The 21619-nt window shown below is 67.1% G+C and carries 18 protein-coding genes; 16 read left to right on the top strand and 2 right to left on the bottom strand.

What is annotated here, in order from left to right; genetic code table 11:
- Positions 1-9: 9 nt before the first annotated feature.
- The gene (locus RWR81_RS04500; protein ID WP_314455040.1) at positions 10-1398 is read right to left on the bottom strand and encodes a serine hydrolase domain-containing protein; all 1389 of its coding nucleotides are present in this window, start codon (positions 1396-1398) and stop codon (positions 10-12) included.
- Between the two features lie 471 nt (positions 1399-1869).
- Entirely contained in the window at positions 1870-2064 is a 195-nt protein-coding gene (locus tag RWR81_RS04495; RefSeq protein ID WP_314455037.1) for a hypothetical protein, read from the bottom strand.
- A 105-nt stretch (positions 2065-2169) separates the two neighbouring features.
- Between RWR81_RS04495 and RWR81_RS04490 the strand changes: the two genes are divergently transcribed.
- The 16 genes from RWR81_RS04490 (at position 2170) to RWR81_RS04415 (ending at position 21406) form a co-directional block, all read left to right on the top strand.
- Complete coding sequence (locus RWR81_RS04490) at positions 2170-2913, top strand: FABP family protein (RefSeq protein ID WP_314455034.1); 744 nt, start codon at positions 2170-2172, stop codon at positions 2911-2913.
- Positions 2913-4193, top strand: a complete 1281-nt coding sequence (locus RWR81_RS04485; protein ID WP_314455032.1) for a glycine cleavage T C-terminal barrel domain-containing protein — start codon at positions 2913-2915, stop codon at positions 4191-4193. The genes RWR81_RS04490 and RWR81_RS04485 overlap by 1 nt, the downstream gene beginning before the upstream one ends.
- A gap of 219 nt (positions 4194-4412) precedes the next feature.
- Entirely contained in the window at positions 4413-4856 is a 444-nt protein-coding gene (locus tag RWR81_RS04480; protein WP_314455029.1) for a DUF2516 family protein, read from the top strand.
- Positions 4856-5284, top strand: coding sequence for a D-aminoacyl-tRNA deacylase (dtd, locus tag RWR81_RS04475; protein ID WP_314455027.1), 429 nt, complete (start codon positions 4856-4858; stop codon positions 5282-5284). Before RWR81_RS04480 ends, dtd begins: the two co-directional genes overlap by 1 nt.
- 504 nt (positions 5285-5788) lie before the next feature.
- Positions 5789-6139 carry a LysR family transcriptional regulator gene (locus RWR81_RS04470; RefSeq protein WP_314455023.1) on the top strand — a complete coding sequence of 117 codons (351 nt, stop codon included), beginning with the start codon at positions 5789-5791 and terminating at the stop codon, positions 6137-6139.
- 22 nt (positions 6140-6161) lie between these two features.
- Positions 6162-6677, top strand: coding sequence for a LysR substrate-binding domain-containing protein (locus RWR81_RS04465; protein ID WP_314455020.1), 516 nt, complete (start codon positions 6162-6164; stop codon positions 6675-6677).
- 187 nt (positions 6678-6864) lie between these two features.
- On the top strand, positions 6865-7728 hold the full coding sequence (locus tag RWR81_RS04460) for an ABC transporter ATP-binding protein (protein ID WP_314455017.1): 864 nt from the start codon (positions 6865-6867) through the stop codon (positions 7726-7728).
- A gap of 33 nt (positions 7729-7761) precedes the next feature.
- Positions 7762-8616, top strand: coding sequence for an ABC transporter permease (locus RWR81_RS04455; protein ID WP_314455014.1), 855 nt, complete (start codon positions 7762-7764; stop codon positions 8614-8616).
- On the top strand, positions 8613-9740 hold the full coding sequence (locus tag RWR81_RS04450; RefSeq protein ID WP_314455010.1) for a sensor histidine kinase: 1128 nt from the start codon (positions 8613-8615) through the stop codon (positions 9738-9740). Before RWR81_RS04455 ends, RWR81_RS04450 begins: the two co-directional genes overlap by 4 nt.
- Before the next feature lie 62 nt (positions 9741-9802).
- On the top strand, positions 9803-10483 hold the full coding sequence (locus tag RWR81_RS04445; RefSeq protein ID WP_314455006.1) for a response regulator transcription factor: 681 nt from the start codon (positions 9803-9805) through the stop codon (positions 10481-10483).
- Positions 10484-10954: 471 nt separating this feature from the next.
- Positions 10955-13555 (top strand): ATP-dependent Clp protease ATP-binding subunit, encoded by a 2601-nt coding sequence (locus RWR81_RS04440; RefSeq protein ID WP_314455003.1) that lies wholly within the window; start codon positions 10955-10957, stop codon positions 13553-13555.
- Positions 13556-14131: 576 nt separating this feature from the next.
- Positions 14132-15580 carry a hypothetical protein gene (locus RWR81_RS04435; RefSeq protein WP_314455000.1) on the top strand — a complete coding sequence of 483 codons (1449 nt, stop codon included), beginning with the start codon at positions 14132-14134 and terminating at the stop codon, positions 15578-15580.
- Positions 15574-18201: a GT4 family glycosyltransferase PelF gene (pelF, locus tag RWR81_RS04430; protein WP_399498017.1), complete on the top strand. Its 2628-nt coding sequence runs from the start codon at positions 15574-15576 to the stop codon at positions 18199-18201. Before RWR81_RS04435 ends, pelF begins: the two co-directional genes overlap by 7 nt.
- Positions 18198-19307, top strand: a complete 1110-nt coding sequence (locus tag RWR81_RS04425; protein WP_070659720.1) for a putative glycoside hydrolase — start codon at positions 18198-18200, stop codon at positions 19305-19307. The genes pelF and RWR81_RS04425 overlap by 4 nt, the downstream gene beginning before the upstream one ends.
- A gap of 202 nt (positions 19308-19509) precedes the next feature.
- Complete coding sequence (locus RWR81_RS04420) at positions 19510-20922, top strand: MFS transporter (RefSeq protein WP_314454991.1); 1413 nt, start codon at positions 19510-19512, stop codon at positions 20920-20922.
- Between the two features lie 28 nt (positions 20923-20950).
- Complete coding sequence (locus tag RWR81_RS04415) at positions 20951-21406, top strand: universal stress protein (protein ID WP_075405747.1); 456 nt, start codon at positions 20951-20953, stop codon at positions 21404-21406.
- The last annotated feature ends 213 nt before the right edge of the window (positions 21407-21619 follow it).

Below are 21619 nucleotides of genomic sequence, written 5' to 3'. Positions count from 1 at the left end.
TGGGTCCTCTTATGCGGTCAGGAGGAGGGGGGAGGTGGGGGTCACCTTCATTTCCCGACGCAGGTAGCGTCCGTTGTACTCGATGGCGTCGATAGTGGATCCGTTGCTCAATCCGGTGCTGAATCTTCCCACAAAATCTAAATCGCCCCCGAACTGATTGATTCTCACGTTGAACTGCAGGCCGTCGCTTAACAGGAGGGCGCCCTGAACACCATTGGGCATTTTGAGCTGATAGTTGCCGTCCGGAGTGGGCTCAATAGTGACGGTGAGATCACCGTTGGTGTAATGCCCGCTGATGTCCAATCCTGTTGAAGTCGAGCCGCGGCTGATGCTGAGGTCGGGTGTCCGGTAGTTCCCGACATATAGTTCGAGGCTGTCGAGCACGTCCACCAGTTGAGGCCACATGGTGAGTCCGCTCGTTGAGTTGGTGGTCAACGCGAGTGCAGTGCCTCCGTCGGGATCGAGACGCACATGGCATGTGCCGCCGTCGAGTGTTCCGTCGTGTCCGGCCCAGAGGCGACCGCGACGTTCATGCAGCCCCCAGCCGGCTCCCCAACTGTCCGCCAAGCCGAAGGGTGATACTGCGGGCACCGGGGACCACATGTGCCTGAGCACTTCCAGATCGGCCACCGGGTTGTTGGAGCGATGCTCCGGTGAGACCATGAACGAACGGGCGAGGTCGACCAGTGTGGTCGCGCTCGCCGCGAGTCCTCCTGCGGGTGCCATACCGCGCTCGCAGTAGAAATCCACGGGAACGGTGCTGCTGGACGAGGCGTCCACGGCGTGGCCGGCAACGATCGACTTGGCAAGAGGATTGCTGCGGGGGTCGTTGATGAACGTGAAGTCCAAGTCATGCGGATCAAACAGATACGACTGTATGGTGTCCCACCATGATTGGCCCGACACTGCTTCGATGACGTAGCCGATGAGTGCGTACCCGCTGTTCGAATATGAAAAGACGCTACCAGGACGACTCACGAGGTCCTTGCTGAGCATTGATACGGCTGATTTGCGAAGTGAGGAGTCGGACATGTCAACCTCGTCGTGGTCGACGATCAGTCCTGAAGTGTGGCTCAGTAGCTGTCTCAACGTGATTGAGTCGGTGTGCGTGCGGCTGTTGATGGCGCGGGGCAGGTAATGCGCCACTGGGTCGTCGAGGCTGATGTCGTCGTCCTCAAGCATTTGCATGACGACTGTTGCTGTGGCGACTTTGGATACAGAACCGAGTGCGAAGCGGGAACGCGTTGTCACCGGTGTTCCCAAATGGATGTGCTCCACGCCGGTGGCGAGCTCGATGAGCTGTCCGTTGTGGTAGAGGGTGAATTGCGCGCCGGGGACCTGGCTGCTGATGGTTAGTTGGTTGAACAGGGCGGGCAATGACGACAGTTTATCGAGCACAGGAAGCCTCCTTGGACACCTGGCATCCACCGGGAGTCGTGTGGACTAGGTCGCCGAGCGGCCTCAGTGGTTCTTTCTTAAGTAGCTCCGGACAAGGAACACGATGCAAATTACGGTGAGTACGCCAAGGGAGGCGCTGACCAAGATGCTCATGCCGCTGGCGGTTGAGGCGCCATTAGCGATCGCCAGGATGGCCGCGAGTGTCCACAGGAACGCTCGGGAACCGGATTGCCTGGAACGTGTTGTCGGTGTTTCTGGGGTGTAACTGTAGGTGGAACTGTTGTTGCTGGAGAGTTGGTAGCGGTCTGACATGTTGTTCCTGTTCATGCTCGGGCGGATGGATGGCTTATTAGTAATCTACCCCAAAACTGGAAAAAATTGTGTGGTACCGAGGGTGTGATCGTAGTTTTATGTCGAAATGGCATGCTAGGGCCGAGGTTGGATGTCATGAGCGCATTAGTTTAATTTTCCTTAAAATTTGGTCGTGATGATGTCAGGGGTGGCGAGATGGGCGGCGTCGGTGAATGAGGGCGTCTGAGCCGGCTCGGCGGGGAGCGGTGTGTCGCTGGGGCGACGGGGCATGGACCCCGAGGGGATGAAGGGGACGATGAGCGGTGTCTCATCAACCCCTCGCCCCGAGGGGCGCGAGCCGATGTCGTCGGCCACTGCGGCTGCCTTGTCGCGCTGAGTCGGGATTCCGACAACGGGCGGGGCTGCGTGTGGCCGGTGGAACGTGTGTCCGGGGCTGAGGTGACGTCGTAGGCTGCGAACATGGCATTCACGCTTCCCGATGACCTGGCCCCCGAGCTCTACCCGCTGGCATGGCTGGTCGGAACCTGGCGCGGCTACGGCATTCTCACCTACGGCGAGACCGTGCCCGAGCAGGCCGTCTACCAGGAGATGACCTTCGACCACGATGGCGGCCCCTACCTGCGTCAGACAACTACTGTCTGGACAGTTGACTCCACCCGCTCCAAGAACCTCGACTTCGAGATGCCCGGCCTCCACGGGGCCTCTCTTCTGACCCCCGCCCAGATCTGGTCCACCGAGACCGTCTACTGGCGGCCCGTTGGCCAGGAGCAGCCCGACGGCGCCGGCGAGATCCCTGGCGACGTTGATGACTCCACCGCCGACGCCGAGAGCGCCGGTGGCCCGATCACCCCCGTCACCCGACTCGAGCTCGTCTCGGCCGACCCCGCCGGCCACGTCGCCGTCTGGGAGGGCTGGATCCAGGGACCGCGCGCCCAGGTCGGCACTCAGGCCGTGGGTCGGGCCCGCACCGCCGTCCCCGTGGAGGAGATGACCCGCATGTTCGGGCTCGTGGGTGGCGACCTCATGTGGACCCAGGACATGGCCGCCTTCGGTCAGAGCGAGGTGACCACCTATGCCTCCGGTCGGCTCGGTCGCGTCGACGACCCTGGTGACCCCGCCGCCCAGCCCGGCTCCGGCCTCGCCCCCGCTGATTCCCACGAGTCCTCCGAGTCCGCTTCCGACGACACCGAGCCGACCGCCTGATGCTCACCTCCCCACTGCTGACCCGCCCCGGCGCCGTCGCCTCCGCCCTGGGTGACCCCGACGAGGCCGTTCCCTCCCACTTCGGCGACCCCGGGCGTGAGCAGGCCGCCCTGGCCGAAGGCCGGGCCACCTGCGCCCTGGCGCGCGACGTCGTCGCCGTCACCGGCCCGGACCGCCTGAGCTGGCTGACCACGCTGTCCAGTCAGATCCTCACCACCCTGGAACCCGGCGACGGCGGCGCGGAGTCGCTGCTCCTCGACGCCCAGGGGCGCATCACCCACGCGCTCGCGGCCCTCGACGACGGCCGCACGCTGTGGCTCGTTGTCGAGGCCGGCGGCGGTGAGAGTCTCGCGATCTTCTTGGACTCCATGCGCTTCATGCTGCGCGTCGAGGTTGCCGAGCGGCCCGACGTCATGGCGCTGGGCGCTCTCGGGGAGGGGGTCGACGTCCTGGCGCAGACGGCGCGCGGCACCGCGCCGGATCCCCCCGACTCATCGGGCCCCCAGGCCGATGCCGCTGAGGCCGTTGACACCGCCGAGGCGGCTAGTGCCGGGACGGCCGTCGTCGAGGGGCGGGGCTCGCTCATCGGTCTGTGGCGCGACCCGTGGCCGGGTGTCGTCGAGGGCGGCACGAGCTACGACGTCGGACTGGAGCGGTCGCATCCCGGTGAGGGCTACCGGGCGGGCCTCGTCCTGGTGCCCGCGCAGAGCGTGGACGCCGTGGTGAGAACCTTCCTCGCCGCCGAGCCGAGCCATCGCCTGGCCGGCGCCCTGGCCTGGGAGGCGCTGCGCATCGAGGCCGGCCGTCCGCGCCGCGCCCGCGAGGCCGACGCCCGCGCGATCCCGCACGAGCTGGACTGGCTGCGCACGGCGGTGCACCTGACGAAGGGCTGCTATCCGGGTCAGGAGACGATCGCGCGCACCCTCAACCTGGGGCGGCCGCCGCGCCGTCTGACGGTGCTTCAGCTCGACGGTCTCGGCGGTGACCTGCCCCGGCCGGGTGCGAGCGTGCGCATGGGGGAACGGGTCGTGGGCGCCGTGACCTCCGTGGCTCGCCACCACGAGCTCGGCCCCATCGCCCTGGCCCTGCTGCGCCGTGCCGTGCCCTCGGGTGAGCAGCTGACCGTGGAGATCACCGAGGTCGATGAGGCCACTGGCGAGATGGTCGCCGTCGGCCGGGTCGATGCCGCTCAGGAACCACTGGTCTCACCCGAGGGACGCGCCCAGGCCAGTCCCGTCGAGCGCCCCGGTTCCGGACTGCGCAAAGGTCTGCGGCTCTGACCGGCCGGTTGCCTTGCGGGCGGTTCCGGGCACTCTGGAACCATGCCGTCTGCTACGCGCCGAAGTTTTGTTCCCGTCTGCCGCCGAGGGCTGTGTCGTTCACGGCGGCCGAGTGCCTCGCGGTCAGCCAGCAGCGTCGGCGCACGAGACGTCAACTGTTCTCGCTGGGCGTGGCCGTATCACTGGGATCGGGCGTCACTGGCCGGTAGCCTGGGGTTCGTGAGCGTCCTTCTTCTCATTGCTTACTACCTCGCCCTTGCAGTCGCGATGCTCTGGTGCGCGGCGCAGGTCATCTCTGCTGCCCTCGGGGTCTGGGCGCTTATCGACTCGGGACTGAGGCCGGCTCAGTACTACGCTGCGGCGGACAAACGCAGCAAGAACTTCTGGGTCGCCGTTAACGCGGTGGCGGCCGTGGTGGGGATCTTCTTGGCCTACCAGGCCCTCCTGGCGGTGTACATCGCGGGGGCGTCGACGGGAGTGTCATTCATTGGCCTGCTGGCCGTGGTGGCCAGCGCTGTCTACCTGGCGGACGTGCGTCCTGCGCTGCAGGCGTTGGCACCGGTGCGGGTGCGCTCCTCGATCCGGATCCCGGGGAGGGCCTCGCAGCGCCGACCGGGGCGTGGCAGTGGCCGTGGCCCGCGCGACTGGAGTCCTGGTCGCTGATGCGTGCGGTCATTCAGCGGGTCAACAGGGCTGCTGTCCGAGTCGATGGTGAGGTGGTCGGGGAGATCGGCCGTCCCGGCCTCATGGTCCTGGTGGGGGTTACCCATGACGACGGCCCGGAGCAGGTGTCTACGGTGGCCCGCAAGATCGCGGACCTGCGGCTCATGGAGGGCGAGCTGTCGGTGTCCGACGCCGGTGCGCCGGTGCTTATCGTCTCCCAGTTCACCCTGTATGCCGATACGCGTAAGGGACGACGCCCCACCTGGAACAAGGCGGCTCCCGGTGAGGTGGCCGAGCCACTGGTGGAGGCCGTTGCCGAGGACCTGCGCGGACGCGGCCTGGAGGTGGCCACCGGGAGCTTCGGCGCCCACATGGTGATCGATATGGAGGCCGACGGCCCGGTGACGATTCTCGTGGAAGCGGAGTAGGCCTGGATGGGCCCCGCGGAGGCCGACGCTGCGATGCGGCGGCCGAAACCGAGTAGGTCCAAGGGAGCTGAGACGACGGGGCATTTGTGGGCGGCGGTGGTCGTCGCCATGATGCCAACGGATGCCATGGGGAACCACCAGCAGGGTCAACAGGTGAAGGTCGGGTGTGCGCCCCCGACTGCGCTTCCCGACCTTCACCTGAGTCTCTCGCGGCCGGTTGACCTGGCTCAACGGGGAGTATTCCCCAAAACCGTCCGACGGGTGGAGTCCGGCTTCAGCGGGCCGGGGTTACGTTGCCGGTGATGGTGGGGAAGGCTCGGTGAGGTGCACGAGACGGCTTCGTAGGTGCGCTGAAGGGGAGGGGTGAGGTCGAGATCGGTCTGAGAGCCGGCGGGTGCTGGTGTCGTGGTGTCGGTTACGATCGTGATTCGACGATGACAGCTGGGCTATCGACCTGGTGAATATTTTGACGTATATCCATCGTTGTGAGACATACTTAATGGTGTGATCGATGTGCAGCAGTTACGGGCACTCGTGGAGCTCTCCCGGCTCGGAACCGTCTCGGCCGCCGCCGAGTCCTTGGGTTTTAGCCAGTCCACCGTATCTCACCAGCTCGCTGCCCTGTCGCATGCGACAGGCGCGGTGCTCCTGACGCGAGCCGGACGCGGGGTACGGCTCACCGAGGAGGGGCGGGTGCTGGCGGTCCACGGCCAAGAGATTCTCGACCTGTTGGATCGCACCGAGCGCGAGGCAGTCTCCATGGCACGCGCGGAGTCGGGACGGGTGCGCCTGGCCGCCTTTCCGTCAGCGGTGGCCTCACTCGTTCCCGGGGGTACTCGCCATCATCGGCCGTGAGCATCCGGGCCTGGAAGTCGAGTTGGTTGATGTCGAACCGCCTCAGGCCCTCGACGCGCTACGGCGGGGACGGGTGGACGCGGCTCTGACCTTCTCCTACGCCGACGACCGTATCGGTGAGGATCTGGAGTCGGTGCATCTGCTTGACGACGTCCTCTACCTGGTCACCCACCCCGGCGGAATCACACGCATCGCCGACGGTGCCCGGTGCCGGTGGGTGTCCGGTTGCGCGCGCTGCCATGAGGAGCTCATCGCCGTGGGACGGGCCAACGGCTTCACCCCCAAGACCGTTTACACCTCAGACGACTACGTGGCCGCGCAGGCGCTCGTGGCTGCTGGGGTGGGGGCGGCCCTGCTACCCGGGATGGCGTTGAGTGCCTACCGGCACAAGGGGGTTCGGGTGCTCCCGCTGGCACGCAACCGCCGGCGGGTCGAGGTCGTTGCCCGCGCCGAGAGGCCCCGGCCGCTGGCCATCGACGTCCTGGTGGAGGTGTGCCGGACGGCGGCGCGCCGCACGAGGCTGCGCCGGCCCCGGTGAGGGTATCCAGCGCACTGCTGCATCATGAGCCTTCGGCAGGTGCTGCTTACCGGTTTCTCCGGGCTCTTGGCACGGAGTTCTCGTTAGCCTTGTTTGTGCTGGAATATGCATGTCATCCGAACGGTGGACAGCCCGGTGACCCGATTGGTCGCTACCAGCTTCGCGAACCGGCTCACAAACTAGAGCCATGTCGCAGCTCCCCGCCGTCCAGATAAGCGCCCTGACCAAGTCGTACGGGAACAAACAGGTCCTGCAAGGTCTGGACCTCACCGTCCCAGCCGGTACCGTCCTATCCCTCCTGGGGCCTAACGGCGCCGGCAAGACCACCACCGTGGAGATCCTCCAGGGCCTGCGCCACCGCGACGGCGGCACCGTCTCCATTCTGGGGGAGGACCCCGGGAGGGCCTCCCGCGCGTGGCGCGCACGCATCGGCGTCGTCTCCCAGACCTCCGCCGACTTCAAGGACCTCACTGTCACTGAGGCGGTGGGGCATGTGGCCCGATTCTTCTCACACCCGGCCGACGTCGCAAAGACCATCGACCGCGTGGGACTCTCCGATGACGCCCGCACCCGCGCAGCGCGCCTGTCCGGAGGCCGCCGCCGCCGTCTCGACGTCGCCCTGGCCATCATCGGCCGCCCTGAGCTGCTGTTCCTCGACGAGCCCACCACCGGTTTCGATCCCGAGGCCCGTCATGTCTTCTGGGATCTGGTCAAGGACCTGCGCACCGACGGCACCACCGTCCTGCTGACCACCCACTACCTCGACGAGGCCGCCCAGCTGGCTGACCAGGTCGCCATCATCCTGGGAGGACGCGTCGTCGAGTACGGCACGCCTGAGGCTCTCGCACGCCAGGCCGGCAGCCAGTGCACCGTCAGCTGGATCGAGAACGGTGTTGAGCGCACCGAGCCCACCACCGCGCCCACCGCCGTCATTCGAGGCCTCATGGACCGAGTGACCGGTCCCGATGGCGAGATCCCCGGACTGCGGGTTCACACCCCGAGCCTCGAGGACCACTACCTCGAGCTCGTCTCCCACCACCACACCGCCTGAACCGTCCACCAGCCTCTGACATGAGGAGCCTTCATGACTACCGCCACCCTCAACCCGCACACCTCCGCCGCCCGGGGGGCCCGGACGGTCCAGCACCCCGGCAGCGCATCGGCCGCCGTCCTGACCCTGACCTGGAAGAGCCTGGTCGGTTTCATACGTGAGCCCATGGCCTTCATCATGGGGCTCTTCTACCCCCTGTTCATGCTCATCCTGTTCAACGCCGTTTTCCCTGGGGAGATGAGCGGGGGCATCACCATGGGCGAGTACATGCTGCCGGCCATGATCACCATGGGGGTGCTCATGAACTGCACGCAGATCCTGGCCATCTCCGTGGCCGCCGAGCGTGAGAACGGAGAGCTCAAGCGTCTGGCCGTCCTGCCCGTACCGGCCTGGGCCTACGTGGCCGCCAAGTGCCTGGCCAACGTCGCCGTGTCCGTGCTCAACATCGTCGTGCTTATCATCAGCGGCAGCCTCGCCCTGGGGCTGAGCCTGCCTGCCGCGGCCGGCTCCTGGGGGCTGGCCGCGCTGACCCTGGTGCTCACGGTCGGCGTCTGCACGGCCCTGGGCCTGGCCATCGGCCGCTCCTGCCCCTCCTCGCGCGCCGCCTCCGGCATCCTCACGCCGATCATCATCATCCTCCAGTTCGTCTCCGGTCTCTTCCTGCCCCTGTCCCAGCTGCCGGGCTGGATGGTCCACGGTTTCTCGGTCCTGCCAGTGCGCTGGTCGGCCGAGCTCATGCGCGAGGCCTTCCTGCCCGCCTCCGCGGCCGCCGTAGAACCCACCGGGGGCTGGGAGACCGGTAAGGGCCTGGCCGTTGTGGCCGCCTGGCTCGTGGGCGGGGTTGTCGCGGCGGTTGTCGTCTCCCGCCGCGATACAGTGGATAGATGACTCACGAGGCGCAGTCGCTGGTGGCCCAGCCTCGCGACCTGCGTTGGGTGGTGCGTTTCGTCTGTGAGGGCACAGACCACCCCACAGGCGTGTACCCCCCGTTGGCCAACGCCGATCTACCCCGGTGGGTCTGGTGCGTTCTGACCTGGACGCTGGCGGTCGCCGACCTGGCACTGCTCTACTACACCGAGCTGGCCTTGGTGGGATTCTTCATCATCCTGCCGATGATCTGGTGGGTCTACACCAGGTGGTGGACCGCTGTCGTAGCGCACGTCGTCTTCGGATTGGGTTTCGCTGCCGTCGAGTATGTCCAAGGCAATGAGGTTTGGTGGGTCAACGCCCTCACCATGGTCGTCATCACCCTGGTGACGGGAACATGGGCCTCCTGGGTCCACACCGTCCGCTTCGAGGCCATCCATGCCCTGGCCGACAAGGAAGAGGCGTTCGCGGCCCTGGCCCGTGCGCAGGGCGAGCTGGCCGCTGCCGAGCGCGCCGCGGGGATCGCCGCCGAGCGCGAGCACTGGGCACGCGAGGTGCATGACACCTTGGCGCAGGGATTCATCTCCGTGGTCACCCTCGCTCAGACGGCTCTTGCCGATCTCCCGGGTGCTGGTTCCCCTGAGGCCCGGGTTCTGCGCGGGCGGCTCGCCGAGATCGAGGCGGTGGCCCGCGACAACCTGGCCGAGGCTCGGGCCCTGGTGGCCGGTGAGGCCCCCGGTGTCCTGCGTGATGACGGCCTGGAGGTCGCGTTGCGTCGTCTGGCCCAGTCCCGGGAGCAACACGGGTTGGACATCTCCTTGTCCCTGGACCTGCCGGTCATGATGGTCGCCGCGCTGCAGGTGACAGTCCTGCGCATCGTTCAGGAGGCCATGAGCAACATCGTGCGCCATGCCCGCGCCAGGCACGTCGACATCGTCGTCTTCCAGTTCCCTGCGGGAAACGAGCTGGTCGTCACTGTCGCCGACGACGGCGTCGGCGCGGGTGCGGCGCCGGAGGGAATGGGGTTGACCGGGATGCGGGCGCGTGTGGAGGCCCTCGGTGGCACGCTGACCGTCGATCCGCGTCAGGAACCTGACGAATACGGGCGTGTCGGAACCGTGGTCGAAGCCAGAATGCCTCTGTGAACAGCGCCGTCCCATCCGCAGTGAGCCCTCCGGGTCTTCATCGTCCGTCTCCTTGCCCGCCATTGCGCCCGAGCGTCCGCCGGGTTCGCCTCCTGGTGGTTGATGACCACCCGGTGGTGCGCTCCGGGATCGTTGGGATGCTCTCCGGTGAGCGGAACATCCAGATGGTGGGCCAGGCCGCCGACGGCGCCGAGGCCATCTCCATGACCACTGAGCTCGTCCCCGACGTGGTGCTCATGGACCTTCGCATGCCCGGAGTCGACGGTGTTGAGGCGACTCGTTGGATCTCCTCACGCCCCGGTGCGCCTCGCGTTGTGGTTCTGACGACCTACGACACCGATGGGGACATCCTGCGCGCCGTCGAGGCCGGCGCCATCGGCTACCTTCTCAAAGACTCCCCGCGCGAGGACATCCGCGCCGCAGTGCTCTCTGCCGCGGCGGGGCGCAGTGTTCTGAGCCCCACCGTGTCGACTCGGCTCTTGGGAGTGGCGCGAGGGGTCGGGGGAGGCATAGTCGGATCCTGCCGCCAGGGGGAGACACCTGTGACCCTTTCCCCGCGCGAGCGGCAGGTCCTCCAGGCGGCCTCGCACGGACTGTCCAACAGCCGGATCGGGGCCGAGCTCTACATCACTGAGGCGACTGTCAAGACCCACCTGCTGCGCGCCTACTCCAAGCTTGGTGTCGACTCGCGCACTGCCGCCGTCACCGAGGCACTGCGTCGCGGCCTGCTCGAGCTGGACTGAGCCGCATCGGCGCGCCTTGCCCATGTCGCCCCTGCCGTCGCTCGCCGGTTCGCGCCTTATGCCTCCCGTTCGAGGGGTAGAGGGTGCGCACTCGCGACCCACTCCACGACCGCGGCTGGTAGGGGTGAGGAGCGGGGCAGATGATGACGGCTCCAGTCACTGCCGTTTGCGGATCCGGGAGTGCTACCCGTCCCACCGGGGCGCGACGGCGGTGGTGCGGGCGGTGCGCCCTGTCGCCAGGTTCATGACCCGGGGTGGGTGATGCGGGGCCTGCGCAGGCGTGACCAGGCCTGAGCCGACCCGGCTCAAGCCTGACTCACGCCTACCGCGAACAGGGGCATGGCCGGGGCACCCGGCTGGTTAGCCTTGTCAGCACGTGCCCCGGCGCCATCTCTCCACGGCGCCGCGACATCCCTCGTCACCACCGGACGAGCGGTACCGCTCCGGGTGCGTGCCGAGGAGGAACTACTGATGTTTGAACGCTTTACTGACCGCGCCCGCCGTGTCGTCGTGCTCGCGCAGGACGAGGCGCGGGCCTTGAACCACAACTACATCGGCACCGAGCACCTCCTCCTCGGCCTCATTCACGAGGGCGAGGGGGTCGCCGCCAAGGCGCTGGAGTCCATGGACATCTCCCTGGATGCCGTGCGCAGTCAGGTCATCGAGATCATCGGCGAGGGCCAGTCGGCCCCTACCGGGCACATCCCCTTCACTCCACGCGGTAAGAAGGTCTTCGAGCTCTCCATGCGCGAGGCCCTCCAGCTGGGCCACAACTACATCGGCACCGAGCACCTGCTGCTGGGTCTCCTGCGCGAGGGCGAGGGTGTTGCCGCCCAGGTCCTGACCAACCTCGGCGGCGACCTGTCCAGCGTGCGTCAGACCGTCATGCAGATGCTCTCGGGCTACGAGGGCAAGGAGACTGTCAACGCCGGCGGCCCCTCCAAGGAGGGCACGCCGTCCGGCAGCGCCATCCTGGACCAGTTCGGCCGCAACCTGACCGCCGCCGCCCGCGAGGGCAAGCTCGACCCGGTCATCGGCCGTAAGAGGGAGATGGAGCGGGTCATGCAGATCCTCTCCCGGCGCACCAAGAACAACCCCGTCCTCATCGGGGAACCTGGCGTGGGCAAGACCGCCGTCGTCGAGGGCCTGAGCCAGGCCATCGTCCACGGCGACGTCCCCGAGACCCTGCGCGACAAGCAGCTCTACTCCCTGGACATGGGCTCACTCGTGGCCGGCTCGCGTTACCGCGGTGACTTCGAGGAGCGCCTCAAGAAGGTCCTCAAGGAGGTGCGCACCCGCGGTGACATCGTCCTGTTCATCGACGAGATCCACACGCTCGTCGGGGCCGGAGCCGCCGAGGGTGCCGTTGACGCCGCCTCCATCCTCAAGCCCATGCTGGCCCGTGGCGAGCTTCAGACCATCGGGGCCACCACCCTGGACGAGTACCGCAAGATCGAGAAGGATGCCGCCCTGGAGCGCCGCTTCCAGCCGGTGACCGTCGATCAGCCCAGCATCGAGGAGACCATCGGGATCCTCACCGGCCTGCGCGACCGTTACGAGGCCTTCCACCGCATCGTCATCACTGACGAGGCCATCGAGGCCGCGGCTAAGCTCGCCGACCGCTACATCAACGACCGCTTCCTGCCGGACAAGGCCATCGACCTGGTCGACGAGGCCGGCGCCCGCCTGCGCATCCGCCGCATGACCGCCCCGCCCGAGTTGCGCGAGATCGATGAGAAGATCGCCGAGGTCAAGCGGGAGAAGGAGTCCGCGATCGACGACCAGGACTTCGAGCGCGCCGCCTCCCTGCGCGACGACGAGCGCCGCCTGGCCGATGAGCGCGCCGCCAAGGAGAAGGCCTGGAAGTCCGGCGACCTCGACCAGGTCGCCGAGGTCGACGAGGCGCTCATCGCCGAGGTCCTGGCCATGTCCACCGGCATCCCGGTGGTCAAGCTGACCGAGGCCGAGTCCGCCAAGCTCCTCAACATGGAGTCCGAGCTCCACAAGCGCATCATCGGCCAGAACAAGGCCATCGAGGCACTGTCGAAGTCGATCCGTCGCACCCGCGCCGGTCTGAAGGACCCCAAGCGCCCCGGCGGCTCCTTCATCTTCGCCGGCCCCACCGGCGTCGGAAAGACCGAGCTGGCCAAGGCCCTGGCGGAGTTCCTGTTCGACGACGAGGACGCCCTCATCCAGCTCGACATGTCCGAGTTCGCCGAGAAGCACACGGTCTCGCGACTCTTCGGCGCCCCTCCCGGCTACGTCGGCTACGACGAGGGCGGCCAGCTCACCGAGAAGGTGCGCCGCCGGCCCTTCTCCGTGGTCCTGTTCGACGAGGTCGAGAAGGCCCACCCGGACATCTTCAACTCGCTGCTGCAGATCCTGGAGGACGGGCACCTCTCCGACGCCCAGGGCCGCGTGGTCGACTTCAAGAACACCGTCATCATCATGACGACCAACCTCGGCTCCAAGGACATCGGTAAGTCAGTGGCCACCGGCTTCCAGTCCACCGAGTCAGGCGCCATGGATTACGAGGAGATGAAGTCCCACGTCAACCGCGAGCTCAAGCAGCAGTTCCGGCCCGAGTTCCTCAACCGCGTCGACGATCTCATCGTCTTCCCGCAGCTGACCAAGGAGGAGGTGCGCCAGATCGTCGACCTGATGATCGTGCGCCTCGATAAGCGCCTGGCCGAGCAGCAGATGACCATCGAGCTGACCGACGCAGCCAAGGACCTCTTGGCCGAGCGCGGTTTCGACCCGGTGCTCGGTGCCCGCCCGCTGCGTCGCGCCATCCAGCGCGACATCGAGGATGCCTTGAGCGAGAAGATCCTCTTCGGGGAGATCGAGCGGGGCCAGAAGGTCATCGTTGATGCTGAGGGCGAGTCCATCCTGGGTGAGTTCGTCTTCCGCGGTGAGCCCTGGGAGCAGGGCGAGGCCGAGGTGGCCGCGCTGCGCGAGGCCGCGGAGGCGGCAGCCGGTGCCAGGAGAGGCACTTCCTCCCCGTTGAGCATTCCCTCGACGCCGGTCGGTCGTAGCGGCGGCGCCTCGCCGGCCGCTGAGCCGGGGCGCTGAGCAGATGTGTTGATGGGGACGGGGCTTCGAGTCCCCCGTCAGTTCAATGCGATGGGCCGCAACCCTCACTGGGTTGCGGCCCATCGCCGTACATCCTTTCGCCAATGCTTCCACCTCGGTGCCAACTGCAGTGGGGAGGATGGCGCAGAGTTGCTTCAAGGCTGCTTTTTCTGACAGCGGTCATGTGCTGTGAGACATCCTCTTACGAGTCAGTGCGTCATCCTGTGAGTGCTTGCAGGCTGAGGGGGCGTGAGTGTGGTGGAGCACGCACCGAAGAGTCAATAAAACCTGAGTGATGCAGAAGAACTGACTGAGAGTTTGGTTTGATCGTCTCATGTCCATCGTCCGCCCGATACAGTGGGGTGATGCTCCGGCGAAAATCGTCCTCGGACAGGGGTTATCGGTGTCGTCACTCTACGCACAACGTGGACTTTCTCAACCGTCTCCGCCCGTACTCGTCCGTACCTCTCTGTACCCGCTCGTCCTCGTTCGAGTTGCCGTTGCGTTTCTCGCCCACGGTACTGAACGTCCGGTTCTGATCGCCCGCGCTCTCGCATCCTTGGTGCCACTACTCCCATGACACAACTCCGCTACGAACCGCGACATTTTCATCAGCACCGTTTCCCGCGCCTGCGGACAGCCAATACTGCTGTGGCCTTGAGCGTCGTCGGTGTCATCACGGCGGTGCTGGCCTGGGGCGCCTGGCCGATGGTGGGAACGGTCGGCGTCCTTGTCGTTGCTGCGATCCTCACCCTGGGCCTCGTCACAGCACCCCCTACCAGGGCGCTCAAGCGTGGTGGTATCGCCCCCAGGGCGCGCCTGCACTGGGGTGCCGCGATGCTCTTGGGCATGTCTCCCGCGATCCTGCTGGGACTGAGCTTCCCCTTCGTCTCCCAGAAGATGGCCGCCAGCACGATAGACGGCACCGGCCTGCCGGTCATCGTCCTGAGCGTGTCGGTGGCGGTGCCCTGGCTCAGCCAGATCATCGGCACTCCTGTCTACCGCCTCCTGGGTGACTCGATCGGGCATGGACCGCGGGCGGTCCTGGAGCGCTACTGCTCCATCTGGCCGGCCCTGTTCCTGTGGGCACTCGTCCCCACTGCCCTGGAGGTTCTCATCGTGGCGGCCGTGACTGGCTGGAACCCGCACGTCATTGGTGTGCACACGACGCTGCTGCTTCTGCACGTCGTCTTCGTCCAGTCACTCATTGTCGCCGACGTCTCAGGCCGGCGCCGTCTGTGGTCGGTGGGGTGGCTCTTCTACGCCGTCGCACTCGTCGTTGAGCCCACCTGGTGGTACTTGCCGCCGCTGCTGGGGGCCCTCAGCCAGGTGCTGTTCATGGGACGGCCACTGGGTAAGGTCCTGCGTCCCCGCTCGGTCTCCACCGGCATCCTCGTGCAGGACATGCTTCGGGGGGCGGTCTTGGGGGGAGTGCTGTGGTCGGACAAGTACTTCCTCTTCCTGGGCGCCGGTCGCGACTTCGATGTGGCGCTGGTCTACCTGTGTCTCCAGCCCGCTGTCGTCGCCTACTGCTACTACTTCGCAGTCACCGCACCGCGCGTCAACACCGAGATCGCCATGTTCCAGACGGTCCTCAAGCGTGAGGGCATGGCCAGCCTGCGTGACCGCGGGCGCATTCTGCGGAGGCTGCTGGACGCGAGCCTCATCCGTGCCTGCGTCGTAGGCATCGGCGGCGTCATCGTTGTCATCTGTTCCATGGCGCTCATCGCCCCGGAGCGGGTTCTCACAGTTCTTGAGGTGTGCGGCTCCTCGACCCTGTTCACGGTGCTGACGCTTCTGAGCTACGAGATCGACCACATCGGCGACTCGACCGCCGCCCTGCTCCTGTCCGGCGTCCACGTGGCCATCGCTGCAGCCGTGCTGCTGCGCGTGGCCAGTACAGGCGCCTACCTGCCACTGGCCGGCGTGGACCTCGCGCTGTGCGCTCTGGGACTGTTGCTCTACCGCAAACGGTGGGCCGCGCCGGAGTACTCCTTCTTCTGGGGAAAGGCCATGTCCTGGTGAGCTCGTCGTCCTTCCGCGCCCGGCTGGAAAGCCTGCCGTTACGCTACTCGGCCCCAGCCGGGGGCTATGCCCCCATGCCCAGTCCCGACGACGCACCGGGCATCGGCGACAGGGGCCAGGAGACCGGCGTCATAGTCAAGGTCGGTCCCGACGGCTACGGCGTCGTGGTCACCACCGGTGGGTCCACTACTCCGAGCAGTCCGTCGGATCCCAGTGCTGACAGTGCGCACAGCGCCTCGGCCGCTCCCGGCACATCAGGTACGGCCGAAGCCGTCGGGTCTGAGTCCACGGGGCGGGCGGCCTCTGGCATCACTCGCCCCGCGGGGGAGTCGGCGCCCACCCCCGAGGTTTCGCCCGCACCGATCTACGGTGTGGTCCAGCGTCCTGCCCCTGCAGGATACGGCGTGGTCCAGCCGCGCCCCCGTTCTCAGGAGCCGTTGGCTCCGGCTGAGGGCGGCAAGGCCCTGGACTCGTCGATCGTCGGGATCGTCCGCTCCGCATCCCCATCGGCATCCCCGCCGGAGGCGGCGCCGACGGCTAAGACCAGGGGTCTCGCTGTTTCTGCGTCGTCGGCGGATCCGACGGGCTCGCCGGACGCCGTGCCCGCGGAGTCGATGCCCCCCGAGTCGGTCCACGGCATCGTCCCGCCGTCATCAACGGTTGCCGCGGAGACGGACACCGTTTCTGGCACGGCTGCGGATCTTGCCCCGGAGACCGGCCTGAGCCCCCCGCCGCCCGACACGGAGCCGGTCGCTCCCTTCCGGGAGGTGGTACTGGCTCCGCAGGGGCGTGCCTCCGCCTCCCCGGGCCTCGGTGGTGCAGACTCCCCGGAACCTGTGATTCCCGCCGCCATCGTCTGGGAGGCGGTGGCCTCGGCCGCCTCCGACGCCGCTGCGTCGCCCTTGTCCCAGCAGGCCGCTGAGCCGGAGCCCGACACCGGGGAGTCTCCCGCCGGCGCGGCCGAGCTCGTTCAGCTCCCCGAGGACCCCGATCCGGAGCCCGACGACCAGGTACTACCCGACGGTGTCCCCGAGGACGGCGTGTACGTCGACGTCGACGTCGCCATCGTCATGGAGTCGACCTACCCCTACCTCAAGGGTGGTGTCTCCGCGGTGGTCCACGACATCATCACCGGAAACCCCGACCTCACCTTCGGGATCATCCATATCACCTGGGACTCCCGCTCGCCGCTGAAGGACCTCTACGGCATGCCGGACAATGTCGCCTGGGTCAGGGTCCTCTACCTGTCCATGGAGGAGCACCAGGATGACTTCCTGCGTGCCCGCCCCCGCGACCTGCGCATGAACAGTCGTCAGCGCCGTGAGCTGTCCCGACGCATCCTGGGCGCCCTGCTCGCCCTGGCCCAGGAAGGTCGCACCGAGCCGCTGTGGGAGATCATCGGCGAGGGTCTGAGCGCCTCACGTCGCTACCCGGTCTGGGCGATCCTGGGGACGCGTGAGTTCATGGAGGCCTACCACGACATGATGCCGGACCTGGGGATGTCGATGACCGACGTCTTCTGGTGCCTGCGCGACTTCTTCTCCCTTGCCTACGCGGTCCTGGCCGAGCCGGTCCCGCGCGCCTCGGTCTACCACGCCCACACCACCGGCTACGCCATGCTCCTGGGAGTCAATGCCGCCCGCGAGCACGGTACCCGGGTGCTGCTGACCGAGCACAACCTCTACGTGCGCGACACCGTCAACACGCTCCTGGAACGCAGGCTGGATCTCAACGTCACACTCTCCGACTACCGCACCTTCGACGTCACCGGGCGCGAGCGCATGTGGATGGCCTGGTGGCTGGAGATGGGGCGCCTGTGCTACCCCTACGCCTACGCCTCGACCTACCTTTACCCGCGGGCCATCACGGAGGCCACTGAGCTCGGCGGTGACGCCGGGCGGGCCATCGTCATCCCCAACGGCATCGTCACCGAGGAGTTCGACGCCTCCTACGCCGCCCGCCTGGCCGCCATTGAGGAGATCAAGAAGGAGGGCGCGGACAGGCACTTGTGGAAGCTCGTCTACATCGCCCGCGTCGTTCCCATCAAGGGGCTGCTGGACATGATCGACTCGGTGCGCCTCATGGTGGACCGGGGACTGAACATCCACCTGGATGTGTGCGGTCCCACCGAGCACATGCCCTCCTACTTCGAGCAGTGCCTGACCCGCATCGTCGAGCAGGGTCTGGAGAGCGTCATCACCATCCGCGGTACCGTCAAGGTCCGTGAGCTCCTGCCCGAGTTCGACCTGTTCGTCCTACCCAGCTACAACGAGGGCCTGCCGGTGGTCTCCCTGGAGACCATGGGGGCCGGCATCCCCACGGTGAGCACCGACGTCGGCGCCGTGCGCTCCGTCGTCGAGGATCTGATCGTCGCCGACGATGGGCAGACCTGGGACCCCTGCGGCATCATCATCGAGCCCGGTGAACCCGCCATCATGGCGGATAAGGTCCAGGAGATCATCAGCGACGTCGATCTCTACGAGCGTCTGAGCCTCAACGCCCGCGGCCGCGTGGAGGCGGCCTACGACCTGGTCAAGGTCAACGCCTCCTACAACAAGATCTACCGTCAGGGCGGTGCCGGCGAGCAGACCGGTACCCGCGCCGACCGAGGAGGAGCATGAGGAGCAGCACCGGCGGCGTCGGCGCCTGGATCCGTTACGGAAACCCGCTCGAGCCCGGGGAGCTGGACTTCGCGATCGCCCACTACCGGGCCGCGATCCTCCAGCCCTGGGAGACCGAGGCAGCAGCCCGCCTCAAGGAGGCGCGACCGGACATGACGGTCCTGGCCTACCGGTGCCTGTCCTCCACGCGAGACTTCGAGCCGGACTCCATGCGCGCCTCCGGGCTGTCCTACCGCGAGGCCCTCCGCCGCGGTTGGCTCGCCAGGCGTGACAACGGCGACCTGGTCGAGTGGAACACCTACCCCGGCCACTTCCAGGCCCGTGTGTGGGACCCCGACTACCGCGCCCGCTGGGTGGAGGAGGTCTGCCAGGCCACCGCTGAGACCGCCTTCGACGGCGTCATGGCGGACAACGACGTCTTCGACGACTACTACGGCCTGGACCTCCCCCTGGACGGAATCGCCGACACCGCCGCCCTGCGCGCCGAGCTGAACATCTTCGTGGACCAGGCCGGTGCCGGCCTCAACGGCGTCGGCAAGATCCTCATCCCGAACGTGGCCGAGGCCCGCCGGGAACCCGGCCGCTGGGAGCGCCACTCGGCCTGGGGTGGTGGCTTCGACGAGTGCTGGCTGGGCTGGGGGGACCATCACCTCTTCGATGAGGCCACGGCCCTGGCCCAGATTCACGAGCTGCGAGGGCCGGGCCTGTCCATCGTGCGCACGCCCGACGGCGGGGGCGGCGGCTCCATGTCCGGTGCCCGCACGTCCCCCGGCCTCTACGGGCTGGCGGCCTTCTGGGTCTTCGGGGGAGGGGAGGGCGCCTACACGGCCACCGGTCACGACGACTACTCGCGCACTCCCTGGTTCCCCGCCCTCGACGCCGACCTGGGGCGCCCGCTGGGACGGCCCCGGAGGACCTCGGGCGCCTGGGTGCGCGAGTTCGAGGGCGGAGTGGCCGCCGTCGCGCTCGGCGAGGAGGGAGGCGGCACCGTGCGTCTCCCGGCGGGCCTCAGGTCACCGGGGCCCACCGGGGACCCGGACGGTGAGGCGCTGGCTCTGGAGTTGCCCCTCAGCGCGCATCGTGGGATGATCGCTCTGCGTGCCTGAGTCATGACCCGGTCCGGCTTGTGCGAGATCCGATAATGCGACTAAAGACCTGTCAAACGTTAGTCATGTTGGGTGGATCATTGACCTGCTTGACTTCCTGAGATCCCCGCCGTCCCGTACAGCGTTCTCTCGGGCAGGAAGCGCGGCGTCCGTCTCGGGCGGCGTCGACAGAGTTCCACAGGGCCCAGGACAAGGATGACCTATGGCACAGACTTCCCAGAATAGCGCGGCGGACATCGCGCACAAGCCCATGATGAGCACTGCTCAGATCCTGCTGATGAACGTCGGATTCTTCGGCATCCAGTACTCCTTCGGCATGCAGCAGAACGCCATGTCGCCCATTTACCAGTTCCTCGGGGCTTCCGCTGACGAGATCCCCATCCTCAATCTGGCCGGACCCGTCACCGGCCTGCTCATCCAACCGCTCATCGGGGCGCTCTCGGACCGGACCTGGAGCGAGAAGTGGGGACGCCGTAAGCCCTTCTTCCTGATCGGGGCCGTCGGCTGCTCCGTGTTCCTGTTCCTCATGCCCTTCGTCACCGCCGTGTGGATGGCGGTGCTGTGCCTGTGGCTGCTGGACGTCTCGAACAACACGGCCATGGAGCCCTACCGGGCCTTCATCGGCGACCTCCTGCCCTCCAAGCAGCTCGCCAAGGGCTTCCTCGCCCAGTCCCTGTTCATCGGCGCCGGCTCGGCCCTGGCCGCCGGGACCCTCGTCGTTCTGGAGAAGACCCTGGCGGGCGCCACCGCCGCCGGCATCCCCTACTGGGTCTTCGGCGCCTTCATGGTGGGCTCGGTGTGCTCCATCGGCTCGGTGCTCATCTCGGTGCTCTCCACCAAGGAGCTGCCGCCCACGCCGGAGGGCTTGGTCGAGCTCGAGCGCAAGAAGCGGGAGGAGGGCCCCTTCGGCTTCGTCAAGGACATCGGCGTCGCCATCGTCGAGATGCCCCGCGGCCTGAAGAAGATGGCCCTGGTCTACCTCTTCCAGTGGTACGCCATGAACGTCTTCTGGCAGTACCTGGGCCTCATGTGCGCCGTCACCTACTTCGGCGTGAACCTGTCCGACCCGGGGTACGCCAAGACCGAGGCCTTCAACAACGCCTCCGGCTTCGCCACCGGGCTCATGGTCGTCTACTACGTCTCCTGCACGGTCGTCGCCCTCTTCCTGGCGCGACTGGCCAACCGCATCGGCCCCAAGCACGTCCACACCGCGGCGCTGTGCCTCGCCGCCGTCTGCCTGGTCCTGCTCACCCGCATCGGCAGCCCCGGCCACACCGCGGTCCTCTACCTGCCCATGATCGGCATTGGTGTGGCCTGGGCTTCTATTACGGGCGTACCCTACATCATGGCCATTGAGATGATCCGCAAGGAGCGCCGAGGCGTCTACATGGGCGTTATCAATATGATGATCGTCATCCCCCAGTTCATCCAGACCCTCACCTTCGGTCCCATTTACAAGCACCTGCTCGGCGATCACCCGGTTAACGCCCTGCTCTTCGTCGCAGTCTTCCTCATCATCGCCGGTCTGCTCATCGAGTGGATCGACACCGTCAAGGACGCGGACCCGCGGGTGCGCGCCGCCGCCGTGTCCGCAACTGAGACTGCCGTGGCCTGACCGGGTGCCCCACGAAAGGATGTCATCCGTGACCTATACCACCATTGTCGCCGGAGTCGGCGATGTCGAGGCGAACACCCACGTCATCGATCGCGCCTGCGAGATGGCTCGCCTGTGCGACGCCGCTCTTCTCCTCGTCGCCAGCTTCGACCCCGTCTCGGCGCGGGACAAGGCTCGCATCAACGAGTTCGCCCCCGTCGCCGATGTGCGGGTCGTCGAGGCTCGGCTCACCGAGGACCAGGCCTACGCCGTCGTCGAGAAGGCGCGTGATACCGCCGTTGAGCGCGGCGTCGCCCTCGCCCAGGGCGTCGTCGTCGAGGGCACGGCGGTCGATGCCGTCACCCTCGTCACCTTGGAGACCGAGGCGGACCTCGTCATCGTCGGATCCAAAGGCGTCGATTCGCTGTTCGGCCGCATCTTCGGAGCCGTCTCCGTCCAGGTGCTCCGCAAGTCGAAGTGCGACGTCCTCGTCGTCGTTCCCTAGTCGCCGGATAGACGTCGGACGCACGCGTCGGATCCTGCGCGATCGGACCGGCGGCGGATGCCCGCCACGCGGAAGTGTGGCGGGCATCCGCCGCTCTGTTTTGAGGTTCTTCGTGTGTGAGGGCGTGGTCGGGGTGAGCGGGTGCCGGTGGTTCGGCGTCTCGGGGTCCTGCGCGGTCGTACTCGGCGTCGCGGGGTCGTTCCCGGCGGCGCG

Source organism: uncultured Actinomyces sp. (assembly GCF_963526355.1).
Lineage (GTDB): Bacteria > Actinomycetota > Actinomycetes > Actinomycetales > Actinomycetaceae > Actinomyces.
This window is presented reverse-complemented; position numbering and strand designations above follow the sequence as displayed.